This is a genomic window from Methylotetracoccus oryzae (assembly GCF_006175985.1).
GTDB classification, from domain to species: domain Bacteria; phylum Pseudomonadota; class Gammaproteobacteria; order Methylococcales; family Methylococcaceae; genus Methylotetracoccus; species Methylotetracoccus oryzae.
Genome location: NZ_SRSH01000028.1, coordinates 1 through 12204 on the forward strand (window position 1 = coordinate 1; position 12204 = coordinate 12204).

Annotated in this window: 10 protein-coding genes; 5 read left to right on the forward strand and 5 right to left on the reverse strand. The window is 65.5% G+C overall.

Going from position 1 to position 12204, the window contains the following annotated elements; translation table 11 throughout:
* Positions 1-234 precede the first annotated feature (234 nt).
* The 5 genes from BWR02_RS19770 to BWR02_RS19790 all read right to left on the reverse strand — a co-directional run bounded on the left by BWR02_RS19770 (position 235) and on the right by BWR02_RS19790 (position 7744).
* Positions 235-1134, reverse strand: a complete 900-nt coding sequence (locus tag BWR02_RS19770; RefSeq protein ID WP_139559635.1) for a helix-turn-helix transcriptional regulator — start codon at positions 1132-1134, stop codon at positions 235-237.
* Between the two features lie 97 nt (positions 1135-1231).
* Positions 1232-1762, reverse strand: coding sequence for an REP-associated tyrosine transposase (locus BWR02_RS19775; RefSeq protein ID WP_139559636.1), 531 nt, complete (start codon positions 1760-1762; stop codon positions 1232-1234).
* Positions 1763-1814: 52 nt separating this feature from the next.
* The gene (gene recD2, locus BWR02_RS19780) at positions 1815-4025 is read right to left on the reverse strand and encodes an SF1B family DNA helicase RecD2 (RefSeq protein WP_139559637.1); all 2211 of its coding nucleotides are present in this window, start codon (positions 4023-4025) and stop codon (positions 1815-1817) included.
* Between the two features lie 249 nt (positions 4026-4274).
* Positions 4275-6185 (reverse strand): beta strand repeat-containing protein, encoded by a 1911-nt coding sequence (locus tag BWR02_RS19785; protein ID WP_139559638.1) that lies wholly within the window; start codon positions 6183-6185, stop codon positions 4275-4277.
* Between the two features lie 95 nt (positions 6186-6280).
* On the reverse strand, positions 6281-7744 hold the full coding sequence (locus BWR02_RS19790; RefSeq protein ID WP_201276338.1) for a TIGR03032 family protein: 1464 nt from the start codon (positions 7742-7744) through the stop codon (positions 6281-6283).
* 375 nt (positions 7745-8119) lie between these two features.
* On the opposite strand from BWR02_RS19790, the gene BWR02_RS19795 reads away from it, so the two are divergent.
* The 5 genes from BWR02_RS19795 to BWR02_RS19815 all read left to right on the forward strand — a co-directional run bounded on the left by BWR02_RS19795 (position 8120) and on the right by BWR02_RS19815 (position 12172).
* A complete protein-coding gene (locus BWR02_RS19795; RefSeq protein WP_236102457.1) occupies positions 8120-9142 on the forward strand; it encodes a hypothetical protein in 1023 nt (340 codons plus the stop codon).
* A gap of 120 nt (positions 9143-9262) precedes the next feature.
* Positions 9263-9547, forward strand: coding sequence for a hypothetical protein (locus tag BWR02_RS19800; RefSeq protein WP_139559640.1), 285 nt, complete (start codon positions 9263-9265; stop codon positions 9545-9547).
* 62 nt (positions 9548-9609) lie between these two features.
* Positions 9610-9969, forward strand: a complete 360-nt coding sequence (locus tag BWR02_RS19805; protein ID WP_129882821.1) for a SpoIIAA family protein — start codon at positions 9610-9612, stop codon at positions 9967-9969.
* A gap of 666 nt (positions 9970-10635) precedes the next feature.
* Positions 10636-11244 (forward strand): hypothetical protein, encoded by a 609-nt coding sequence (locus BWR02_RS19810; RefSeq protein WP_139559641.1) that lies wholly within the window; start codon positions 10636-10638, stop codon positions 11242-11244.
* A 94-nt stretch (positions 11245-11338) separates the two neighbouring features.
* Positions 11339-12172 carry an alpha/beta hydrolase gene (locus BWR02_RS19815; RefSeq protein ID WP_201276339.1) on the forward strand — a complete coding sequence of 278 codons (834 nt, stop codon included), beginning with the start codon at positions 11339-11341 and terminating at the stop codon, positions 12170-12172.
* Positions 12173-12204 lie beyond the last annotated feature (32 nt).

Below are 12204 nucleotides of genomic sequence, written 5' to 3' on the forward strand. Positions count from 1 at the left end.
CCGGGCGGAAATCGCCCTCTCAAACGCGGAATTTGCGTCACTAAAGTCCATTTTCGACGCCTGATTCTCCGCGGGATGCGTCCTTGCGCGTCAACTCGGAATTGTTCAGAGGTTCCCTAAGGGGAAAGCCTGGCGCATTACGCCCGGATCCCACGACTCGGAAGGGACGGGGAGCGAGGCCCATCCGGAATTAGACGGGCTGCTCCCCGAGTTGGGCAGGTTCGTGTGGCCTGGTTATGAGCCGCGTTCGCCGAAACACCGATCTCGGCGAAACTGGCCCGGAGAGGTTCCGTTCACCCGCTTGAAGGCCTTGCTGAAGGCGGAAGTTGACTGATACCCGCAAAATTCGGAAACGGCTTCAATGGTCATCGGTGAGCTCTTGAGCCATTCCATGGCGAGTTGCATGCGCCAATTCGCGAGATACTCCATGGGGGCGCAACCCAATACTTCCGTGAAGCGCTTGATCAGACCGGACTTGGAAACGGCGGCTTCTTCGCAAAGCTGATTGAGCGTCCACGCCCGGCCGGGCTCGCGATGTATGGCGGTCAATACCGCGCCAATCTTCCCGTCCTGCAGCGCGCGGAAAAGGCCGTGATCGATCAGGTCGTTTTCCATGCAATGCCGCAGCACCAGAACCAGAATGCTATCGGACAACCGCTCCACCACGGCACCGCTGCCCAGCCTCGGAGCGGCCGATTCCGCGATGATCAGCTGAATAAGGCGCGAAAGAATTTCTCCAGCCTGTTCCCTGCGAATGAGGATTTCCGCCGGTATCGCTCTCCACATCCCCGCATTCGGCGCCACGAGTTCGACCGACCCGCACACCAAGCCAACCTCACCTTCCGGTACCGTCGTCACCCGAACGTTGCGGTTATCGGCTGGAATATGGTGCGGGCTGTAGGTCATTACGTGCTTGGGCGCATGCGGCAAGAACACGATCAAATCCCCTTCCGTCAATCGGAGCGGGAGGTCCCGTGTCGACGAGTGTACCCAGCCCTCGCCCTTGCTCAACAGATGGAACCAGATTTGGTGGTCGGAATCGTGATCCATCAACCATTCGCCACAGACGCCGCCCCAATAGGTCAGCTTCGCTTTCAGGTTCAAACCTTCTACCAATGATGTCAAGGCGGGCAATTTATTCTCCTGATTTTTGTTTTTGGATTCATTTCACGGAAATAAATATCAGGCAATAACGTAGGTCCGATTAGCGCAGCGTAATCGGACGAACGGATCACGCATCCCCAGCCACAACATCGGACGCATCCCCGCACCAATCGGCAGGATAGGTGCCCTGACTGACATACTGGTGAAAGGTGGAGTACGGCCAATCCGACACGCGCTTCACCAAACCATGTTTTACCGGATTCACATGGACGTAATCCACGTGTCTCTGAAAGTCGGCTTCATCGCGAATCAGGTGTTCCCAGTAACGCCGTTGCCAGATACCACGCTCCCCGCCAGCTTTGCGTACATCGGAAAGTCGTTCGGTCCTGGGCAATGCACGGGAAAAGCCGCTTTTGATCAGACGCCAGCGCGTGCTGAAGTTCGCGTCGTCTGGCGGCAGCGTCCAGACACAATGCAGATGATCGGGCAGAACAACCCAAGCGTTGATATGAAAAGGGTAACGGGCGCGAACGCGCCGAACGGCTTCTCGCAGCAGTTCGATTTCGCGCACCAGCAAGTCTTTTCGATGCCGCTCCAGCAGGTTCACCGTGAAAAACCAGGTTCCCCCGGGAATCAAGGCGCGTCGATAGTTGGGCATATCTTGACTCTTCCTCGATGTCGACCTTACCTCATTGGCAACATCCGTCCGATTACGCTCCGCTAATCGGACCTACGGGGACTGTCCCCGCCCCCAATCGCTCCGCCAGGCGCGTGCCGCGCTTGGTCGCCTTGCGGTTCCGCACGGCCATCGCCAGCGCCTTGGGCTCGGCGATCACGACAACAAGCTTGCGGCCGCGGGTCACGGCGGTGTAGAGCAGGTTGCGCTCCAGCAGCAGGTAATGCTGCATCGCCAGCGGGATCACGACCGCCGGATACTCGGAGCCTTGGGATTTGTGGATGCTAGCGGCATAGGCCAGTGAGACTTCATCCAGTTCCGACAACTCGTAGCTGACCTCGCGCCCGTCGAAGTCGATCAGCACGGCGCCGTTTTCCAGATCGATTCGCGCGATGCGACCGATGTCGCCGTTGTAGACGTCCTTGTCGTAGTTGTTGACCATCTGCAGCACCTTGTCGCCCGGCGCGAAGGTCGTGCCGTACTTCGTGATCTTCGGTTCGGCGCGACCGTTCAGCCGCTGCTGCAACTCGACATTCAGTGCGCGGACGCCGATGCCGCCGCGGTTCATTGGCGTCAGCACCTGGATGTCGGCGATCGGATCGAAGCCGTAGCGGGCCGGGATGCGCTCGGTCACGACCTGCATCAGCTTGCCGAAAATGGCCTCCGGCGAGTCAGCCGGAATCACGTGGAAGTCGCTGGCGGGGTCGCGGTCGGCGATGGGCATCTCGCCGCGGTTGATGCGGTGGGCGTTGACGATGATGCGCGAGGACTCGGCCTGACGGAAGATTTCGGTCAGCCGCACGGTCGGGATCACGCCGGACTCGATCAGGTCGCCCAGCACGCTGCCGGGCCCGACCGAGGGCAACTGGTCGACATCGCCGACCAGCAGCAGCGCGGCTTCGTCCGGCACGGCCTTCAGCAACTGGTTCATCAGCACGATGTCCATCATCGAGCTTTCGTCCAGCACGACCAGATCGGTTTCCAGCGGGTTGTCCAGGCTGCGCTTGAAGCCGAAGGCCTTGGGGTCGAATTCCAGCGCCCGGTGCACCGTCTTGGCTTCCAGCCCGGTAGTCTCCGACAGGCGCTTCGCGGCGCGGCCGGTCGGCGCGCACAGGGTCACGGTAAGCTTCTTAGCCGACAGAATGCGGATCAGGCTGTTGACCAGCGTAGTCTTGCCGACGCCGGGCCCGCCGGTGATCACGCAGACCTTGGAGGCGCAGACCAGCGCGACCGCGTCGCGCTGCGAAGCCGACAACGTCAGACCGGCTTTGTCCTCGACCCACGGAATCGCCTTCGGGACGTCGATCGCGCCCCACGGCAGTTTCCCGTCGCGCAAAGTCCGCAGGCGGTTCGCGACATTGACCTCCGCCTGATGCAGCGGCGCCAGGAACAGCAAATCCTCGCTGCCCGGCCCCGGTTCGCTGACGAGGCGCTGCTCGGCCATCTCGGCATCGATGGCCGCGTGGATCACGTCGTCGGGAATTCCCAGCAGCTTGACGGCTTGGTCGGTCAGACGGTCCCGCGGGCAGTAGCAGTGCCCCTGCTCCGACCACAGCGCCAGCGCATGCCGCACACCGGCCCGCGCGCGCAGCGGGGAATCGCGCGGAATGCCGAGCCGCTCGGCCAGCGCGTCGGCGGTCTTGAAGCCGATGCCGTGGATGTCGAGCGCGAGGCGGTACGGGTCCTCGGTGACACGGACGATGGCCTCGTCGCCATAGGTCTTGTAGATGCGCACCGAGCGCGAGGTACCGACGCCGTGCGATTGCAGGAACACCATGATCGCGCGGATCGCCTTCTGCTCGGCCCAGGCCGACGTGACCTGCTGCTGCCGCTTCGGGCCGATGCCGTCGAGATCGCGCAGGCGCTCCGGCGTCTGCTCGATCACGTCGAACACGTCCTCGCCGAAGGCCTTGACCAGCTTCTTCGCGAAATGGGGCCCGATGCCGCGGACCATCCCCGAGCCCAGGTATTTCTCGATACCTTCCAGCGTGGTCGGCGGCACGATGCGGAGCAGCGTCGCGCGAAACTGCAGGCCGTGGGTACGGTCGTTGACCCATTGGCCCAGGGCTTCGATGAATTCCCCGGCCGCGACCGAGGCCGCCGAGCCGATCACCGCGACCGGATCCCGCTGCCCCTTGACGCGGACCCGCAGCACGCAAAAGCCTGACTCCTCGCTGTGGAAGGTCACGCGCTCGACCGAGCCGGACAGGCGTTCCCGTTCATCAGCAGAGGGCGAGGCCGGCATGGGGTGGACGGGTATGAGTTGATTCGAGAAACATCGGCAGTAGAACGCCGACGGTCAGCGTAGCAGGAAGCCGGACGCGCTTCGAGCCGGGGAAACCGGGCGTCATCGACTTCCAACCAAACCCTGACGACGCGCCATCCCTGACACGCTCTGCTCCCGCGGCCGGGCGCAGGGCCGAGGGCAACCGCGCGGACGACATGCGACTCGCGCGGGGCGCAGCGGTGTCGCCGCCCCGCCCCGCCGGGCAAATCAGATCACCGTGAAGTCCGCGACGGTCAGGGCCAGGCCGCTGCCGAGCACCGCAATCTGTACCGCTGCGCCCGCCCCGTTGGCGTCCGCGTCGTAGGACAACACCCCGCTGCCGCTGGTGTAGATCAGGTAGTCGTTGGCATCGGCCGCTGCGGCCCCGATCCGGAAGTTCGCTGCTGCCACCGCCCCCGGCGTGACGAACCGCGTGAACACCGCGTTCTCCAACTGGATCGTGTCGTCGACCACGCTGAAGTCGGTGAGCGTGTCCCGGGACAGCGTCGTCAGCCGGAAGATGTCCGCGCCCAGCCCGCCCGTCAGCGTGTCGTTGCCGGCCAGACCGTCCAGGATGTTCGCGCCGCTATTGCCGACCAGGGTGTTGGCCAGTGCGTTCCCGGTGCCGTTGAGCGCTGCCGTCCCAGTCAGCGTCAGTTGCTCGACGTTGGTCGGCAGCGTGTAGCTGATCGAACTGTCCACCCGGTCGATCTCGGTCGCCAGCGTCGAGGTCTCGATGACCTGGTCCCCGGCCACGTTGACGACATAGCGGTCGTTGCCGGTGCCGCCGCGCATGACATCCGCGCTGCCGCCGCCGTCAAGGGTGTCTGTGCCGCCGCCACCATTGAGGGTGTCGGCTCCGCCGGCACCCGTGAGGGTATCTGCCCCGCCGGCACCGTTCAGGGTGTCGTTGCCGCCCAGGCCGTTGAAGCGCTCGTTCGCGGCGGTGCCGGTCAGCGTGTCGGCGGCGTTCGATTCGGTGGTGCCGTCCTGGGCCACGGTGATCACCAGCGCCTGGCTGCCGGTCAGCAGTCCGTCGCTGACGGTGACGGAAAAACTCGCCGTGGCCGCCGCCGTCAGAGCTTCGATGCCGCCGTCGTTGGCGACGAAGGTGTAGGCGCCGGTGGCCTTGGTCACCGTCAGCGTGCCGTAGGTCCCGACCTGTCGCACCGTGGCGCCGAGATCGGTGCCGCCGGCGATGCCGTAGCTCAGCGCGCCGGCCTCGACGTCGCTGCCGAGCAGCGTGCCGGTGACGGTCGCGAAACTGTCGTCGAAGCGCGTGTCGGTATAGGCGATCGCCGCCGGCACCGCCAGCGTCGGCCGGTTCCGCACGGTGTTCTCGAAGAAGGTCGTCACGCCGGCCGAGTTGCCCACGAACGCATCCAGATCCCCGTCCGCGTCGATATCGGCGAACGTCGGGCTCGCAGAGACGCCGACGCCGGGCAGGCCGACGTTGCCGGCTTCGGCCTCGAAGCTCGGCGCCGCCGCCGTCCCGGTGTTCCGAAAAAACCGCGTCGTGCCGTCGCTGCGTCCCACGAACGCATCCAGATCCCCGTCCCCGTCGATGTCGGCCAGCGTCGGGCTGGCGTAGGAGCCTACGTCGGTCAGGCCGAAGTTGTCCGCCTCGCCGACGAAGCTCGGCGCCGCCGCCGTCCCGGTGTTCCGGTAAAACCGCGTCGTGCCGTCGTTGGCCCCCACGAACGCGTCCCGATCCCCGTCGCCGTCAATGTCCACCAGCGTCGGGCTGGCGTTGAAGCCGACGTCGCCCAGGCCGAAGTTGCTGGCCTGCAGGACGAAGGCCGGCGCCGCCGCCGTGCCGGTGTTGCGGAAAAACCGCGTCGTGCCATCACTGGCCCCCACGAACGCGTCCAGGTCGCCGTCATTATCGATGTCGGCGAAGGTCGGGGCGCTGTTGGAACCCACGCCGTTCAGCCCGGACGGGACGGCCGCGGAGACGAAGCTCGGCGCGGTCGCCGTCCCGGTGTTGCGGAAAAACCGCGTCGTACCGTCGCTGCTTCCCACGAACGCATCCAGGTCGCCGTCGCCGTCGATGTCGGCAAAGCTCGGCTTGGCCCGCAGGCCGATGCCGGTCAGGCCGAAGGCGGAGGTCACCGGGTTGTCGAAACGGGGATCGGCCATGGTCAGTCTCCTCAGGGATGGTTATTGGGGTCGGGTCGGATCGGGTGGGTTTGGGTTTTTGGGTTGGCCCGCAGCAGGCGCGGCCGGCGCCGCCCTTATCCGGGGTCGTCGGGCGGCAGCGGGCCGTCCCCGGGCCGTCGCAGCGGGCGGTCCGGGCCGAGCGCCTGCTGCAGTTGTGTGAGCAGGGCGCGGCCGATGCCACGCTGGCGGTAGGCGGGCAGCACGTACCAGGACAGCAGTTCCGCGGTCGCGCCGTCGTGCGGCCCGGCGAGGACCTCGGCGATCGCGAACCCGACCATCTCGCCGGCCACCGACGCGGACAGGCCGAACAACTCGCCGCGCTGCGGCTGAACGGCCCAGCGCGCGCTCAGCGGCGGGTAGGTCATCGCGTCATAGGCCCGCAGATTGTCCGGATTCAGGTGGAACACCCGCTGGTAGCGGACGTCGAGGGCGGCGGCACGGGCGGCTTGCGCTTCCCGGGGCAGGCCCGCCACCGGCGGCGCGCAGCCGATCCCCGGCCGCTGGACCGTCGGCCGGGTCACGACCAGGCCGCCGGAACCGGGAAAGTTGACGAGACGGTCGATGTCGTCGTCCTGAAACCCCAGTGCACGCGGCTGCCGCGCCCCGGGCAGCACGACCACGTCGAACAGTTCCTCGACCACGCCGTCGATCCGCAGGCTGTGCACGACGGTGCCGGTGGTCAGGTCGATGACCCGCAGGCCGCATTCGGACTCCGCGCCGCTGGCCGCGAGGCGGGTTTCCAGCCCCAGGCCGGCGAAGGCCTTGGAGCGCAGCCGGGACAGGCCGACGATCGCGTAATCGTCCTGGAAGGCCAGGCCGCGCACGAAACCGGGACAGAAGACCACCGGCACGAAGCGGTCGCCGTCGAGATAGCCGAATTCGCCGGTGCCGGAATTCAGCAGCCACAGCCGGCCGCGATACCAGCGCGGGGAATGCGGCATCGACAGGCCGGTGGCGACGATCTCGCCGCTCGGCACGTGCAGCACGACACCGCCCGCGACGCGCTGATCGCGCCAGCCCGCCGCGCTGTCGGTGGTGCTGCAGGCGGTGACAAAGGCCGGCTGGCCCTGGCGCAGCGCCAGGCCGTTCAAATGGCAGCGGTCTTCGGCGACCAGTTTGGTGATGAAACGCGGCTGCCACACTGGCTCGAAGCTGTAGCCGGGGCGCAGGGTCGCCAGGCAACTGAAATCGGTGTTGACGAACAGCAGCCGGCCATCGTTCAGCCGCACCACATCGTGGACGTTCAGGTCACCGGTGGTGTGGGCCGTGCTCGGCACGAACAGGCGATCGCAGCCGTGGTGCGTCTCCCCCGGGGCCAGCCGGTTCTCCAACTGCCACAGCTGATACCGGCAGGCCAGGTACAGGCTGTCCCGGTAGAGGGTCAGGCCCATCGGCTTGTCGAACAGGCGCTCGTTGACGGCCAGGCGGCCCTCGGGTTTCCGGCCGAGCAGGAACAGGCGGTTGGTCTGGTAGGTCGTGAAGGCGAGGCCGATCTGCAGCGTGTCCAGCCACTGCCACAGGCCGGTGGAACCGGTCATCGAGACTTCGGGCGGCACGCGCCCCGGGCCAGGCGGAGTCGCTTCGGGAGTAGAGTTCATCGGCGTAGGGGCAGGCGGTCGTTCTATGCGAATCGGGCAACAAAACCAGCTGCCACCACGTCAAGGCGGCAGCCGTTCCGACAATACCGTCCCCTACGGCTGACACAGAGTCGCCGCAACAGGGGACATTGTCAAACTTTGCTTCAGCTAAACCATTAATAAGTTGTGGTTATTTCCCTGACCCGCACCGCGCCCAAGCGCCCTACCGGCATTCGGTAGCGGCGCAGCGCTCGCCGACCCCGGAACCCTCGGAGGCGGTCGGGTGCCAGCGCGCTTGCCACCAAGCACGCCGCACCGCGTTACACTACCCGTCCCATGCTGCGTTTCCTCAGCTCTCTTTTTGCCTCCCACGACGACGACAACCACGGCGTGCCCGATGCGCTGCTGGAGGCGGCGATCGATCGGGCGGTCGACGGCACCGACCGGCGCCTGCGGGCTCTGGGGAATTACCGCGCACGCTTGCGCGAACCCGTCGCGATCGCGGTCCGCCATCTGATCGAACTGGTCGGCCAGTTGCCGCGCGCCACCGAGATCGCGCCGGACTGCTACGGATGCGATCCGCGGCTGCGCGCCGCGTTCGCTTCACCGAACCACCTGGCCGAGGTGCTGGGTCAGTGCCAGACGATCAAGGATTTCCTGCGCACCTGCTGCGGCCCGCCGCCCGACGCCATCTTCGGGCTGTTGACGATGTCGCTGCAGGAGCGCGCGGTCCTCGGCATGGAAATGGACGGCGACACGCTCCGACGCGACGTCATGCAGACCTCGGTCAGCTTCACACAGCACCGTTTCGTGGCGCCGGCGGACAGCGAGCGCATGGCACGGCGCGAACTGAAGAAGCGCGGTTTCGATTTCCTGCTGGAGAAAGCCCTGGAGGGCATCGTCGCCGCGAAGGAGCGGCGCGGCGAGCTGGCCAAGAACCGCCAGTTGCTGCGGCGCAAACTCGAAGCGCTGAAATCGGGACAGTGGGGACTTGAGCACGCGTTCTTCGAAGGCGACGAGTACTGCCCCTGCGTCGAGGCGCTCGAAGCGGACATCGCCGCGATCGACGAGGAACTGGGTCAAAGCGCCGGCATCGAGCTTGGGCTGGACGAAAGCCTCACCCATATCGCCGAAACCCTGAGCCGGCCGGCGGACTGGCTGGCGTTGAATCCGCTGCGGCTGAATCTTGATTACCGAGGCATCCTCCAGAGCGACGCGGACGCCACGGACGCGCTGGAACTGAGTGAGATCTCGTCCGTGCAAGGACAGCGTCGGATCGTGCTGTTGGGGTGGATTCCGCGAGACCACCTGCCCGAACCGAAGGATTCGATCAGGCTCGGCCAGGCCTACCTCGGCTGAGGAGCGTCAGTCCGTCCCTGGCTGCCCGCGGCATGGTTACGCCAGCCATACCCTTGACAAGCCACCCCGCCGGGCGTCAAGTGGACGGCATTCCGACTCACAGCCCATCAGGTGACGACGATGACTCAGGAACAGAAAGAACTGGGAATGGCCCAGGCCTTCCTGGAACGGCTGGAAAGCCGGCGCTTGCCCAAGGCACTGACACTGAAGGCCAAGGTCGACCGCGGAGAACGGCTGGACGAGTGGGAACTGGCCTACCTGCACGAAGTGTTCGAAACGTCCGAGCAACTGAAGCCGCTGGTCGATCACCACCCCGAATATCAGGAACTCTACTGCCGGATGCTGGAACTGTATCGCGAGATCGTCGAGACGGCGCTCGCCAACGAGCAGGCGCCGCCAGCCTGAGCTACCGGGCTGCGGGACGCCGGGACCATCGCCCCATTCAAACAACAGCGAGAGCAGGCAGCATGAGCTTCAAGATCATCGAAACGGATGACGACGTGATCAGTGTCCGGCTGTCCGGTCTGATGCGGTTCGCGGACCAACAGGCACTGCAGGCCCGCGCGCGATCGTTGATCGAGCAGGGTAAGGCGGTACGCGTGCTGGTCTATGCCGACGACTTCCAGGGCTGGGAGCGCACGGATGACTGGTCGGACGTCGGTTTCCTGATGGAGCACGGCGACGACATCGCCAAGATGGCGATCGTCGGCGACGAAAAGTGGAAGGACGACGTCTTCCTGTTCGTCGGCAAGGGCCTGAGGAAGACCGAGATCGAGTTCTTTACAAGGGATGACCACAGCGAGGCCGAGCGCTGGGTCAGGGCGTAGCATTCCCCCCGGCCTGAACGCCGGCATGGCACGGGGGCTTGCAATGAAGCGGGGCTCGGTGTAAGCGGCAGCGCCGCTGTTTGGGACCGTCCAGAGCCGCCGTCGGCGGCAAGGGCCCCACAATCTGCCCGCTTACGATTTTGTCCCCAGTTCCTGTGGATAACTTTGTGGACCGAGCGTGAGATCCCCGCCACAGCGCCCACCGCGACAGGGAATAAGACAAAATGACTACATTTGATCCAACCATTTCCGTTGGAAATAAAAAACAGTCACTTACACTCCAGATATCGGTTAGATGGCGGCTGGGGATATTGTCGTGACACACTGTCTCCGCAATTGCCCGCCACCCGGAGCTGTGCGAAACGGCTGTTGATCATTCGGGCCCGAGCCCCGGGCACCGCTGCATCCGGCGCGGCGCTTGGGGCAGCCCTGATCTCTTCGGGGCTTCCCGCGAACGGGGTTGGGTCGCGCTGGAAAGAGCCAGGATGGCTTTTGTTCGGAGGTGCTTTGGTGGACCCGAACGGCCCGGCACCCGCCCTGAAAATCTCCGGCCGAGTGAAGACATAACCACCGTGCGCGTGTCCAACGTAGTGGAGCACAGCAAGACGACCGGTCTGTGCGCGGATAGCGTTTGCCCGAACCCGTTGCTGGCGAGAGGGTGGCACCATGAGCGAAAGCCGGCTGCAACAGAACGACCCATGCGGCACCGCCGCCTGGTATCGAGGCGTGACGCGAGGGATTGCTCGCTTTTTCGCCATGAGCGTGCTGATGGTGCTCTCCGGACCGATCCCGGCCGTGGACCTGGGCGACTGGGCGCAACGGGTCCAGCAGTATGAACGTTGGACCGCGGTCGAATTTCGGGACCCGTACTCGGGACAGTACCTCGCCAGCCGGGCCGGTTCCGAGGATCCGCGAGCGCGCGCCACGCTGACGCTGACGGCAAACCCAGGCGAAGACTGTCTGCCGGAGGTGGTCATCGTCATCGAGCACGACGCAGCGATACTCGGCCGCATCGATCACGCGGACACGCTCCGGTGGCGCGTCGACGGTGGAGCGACAACCGCGCTGCCGATCAGGCGGATTTGGGAGCCGGGCGATCGCTTCGAGTTCCTGCGGTTCGAACGGCCGTTCGATCTGGCGGGTCTCACCGGGCATCGCCACCTGCTGATCCGAGTGGCACCTGACGTCCGGGCCGAATTCTCGCTGCGCGGCTTCGACGGCGCGTGGCATGCCGCCCGCTCGGTGTGCGAAAACTTCATACCGCTCGCTGAGTAACCGGTCCGAGGAGAAGCGACACCGTGTCCGGCGGGAGGTTTATGATTCGACGCGGCACAACACGGCAGTTATCCGATCGATCCCGGGAATGCGAATGCTCACCACCCTTCTGACCGGCCTCGCGCTGATCTATGGCGCGCTGCTGTTGGCCGCGTGCGGTTGGCAGAACCGGCTGGTCTACTTTCCGCAGGCGGGAAGCAGCGACGATCCGACCCCGTCCGCACTGAAGATCGACTATGACGACGTGTGGGTTCCGACCGCCGATGGCGAACGCTTGCACGGTTGGTTCCTGCCGGTCTCTCAACCGCGCGCGACCGCCGTGCTGTTTCATGGCAACGCGGGCAACCTTTCGCATCGCCTGCCCTGGCTCCCGATGTTCCAGCAGTTGCGCTGGTCCGCTCTGCTGTTCGACTATCGGGGCTACGGCACGTCCACCGGCAAGCCGTCGGAAGACGGCACCTATGCCGATGCGGCCGCGGTGTGGCGCTATCTGACCGAGACCCGGCACGTCGCGGCCGACCAGATCGTGCTGATCGGCGAGTCGCTGGGCGGTGCCATCGCCGCGCATCAGGCCACGCGCGCCCAGCCGGCCGCTCTGGTCCTGCACTCGGCCTTCACGTCGGTACCGGACCTGGCCGCCGAGCTTTATCCTTTCCTGCCCGCCCGCTTGCTTGCCCGCTTCGACTACGACACCCGCCGTGCCGTCACGAACGCGCGCTGCCCGGTGCTGGTGATCCACAGCCGCGATGACGACATCGTGCCGTTTTCACACGGCCGGCGGCTGTTCGCGGCCGCCAGTGAGCCAAAGCAGTTCATCGAACTGCGCGGCTCGCATAACGGTGGCTTCGTGTTCATGCGCCGCGAGTGGGTGACATCGCTCGATGCATTCCTGTCGCGGTTCATCGGTCCAGGTTACGGCGAACCGTGATCGCGGGGGGCTCGGGGAGCTCCGTAAGCGCG

What these genes read in the sequence shown, in the direction of transcription:
- BWR02_RS19815 (WP_201276339.1), top strand. Translation starts at nt 11,339, where the DNA reads ATGCTCACCACCCTTCTGACCGGCCTCGCGCTGATCTATGGCGCGCTG.
- BWR02_RS19785 (WP_139559638.1), bottom strand. Translation starts at nt 6,185, where the DNA reads ATGGCCGATCCCCGTTTCGACAACCCGGTGACCTCCGCCTTCGGCCTG.
- BWR02_RS19775 (WP_139559636.1), bottom strand. Translation starts at nt 1,762, where the DNA reads ATGCCCAACTATCGACGCGCCTTGATTCCCGGGGGAACCTGGTTTTTC.
- BWR02_RS19800 (WP_139559640.1), top strand. Translation starts at nt 9,263, where the DNA reads ATGACTCAGGAACAGAAAGAACTGGGAATGGCCCAGGCCTTCCTGGAA.
- BWR02_RS19805 (WP_129882821.1), top strand. Translation starts at nt 9,610, where the DNA reads ATGAGCTTCAAGATCATCGAAACGGATGACGACGTGATCAGTGTCCGG.
- BWR02_RS19790 (WP_201276338.1), bottom strand. Translation starts at nt 7,744, where the DNA reads ATGACCGGTTCCACCGGCCTGTGGCAGTGGCTGGACACGCTGCAGATC.
- BWR02_RS19795 (WP_236102457.1), top strand. Translation starts at nt 8,120, where the DNA reads ATGCTGCGTTTCCTCAGCTCTCTTTTTGCCTCCCACGACGACGACAAC.
- BWR02_RS19810 (WP_139559641.1), top strand. Translation starts at nt 10,636, where the DNA reads ATGAGCGAAAGCCGGCTGCAACAGAACGACCCATGCGGCACCGCCGCC.
- recD2 (WP_139559637.1), bottom strand. Translation starts at nt 4,025, where the DNA reads ATGCCGGCCTCGCCCTCTGCTGATGAACGGGAACGCCTGTCCGGCTCG.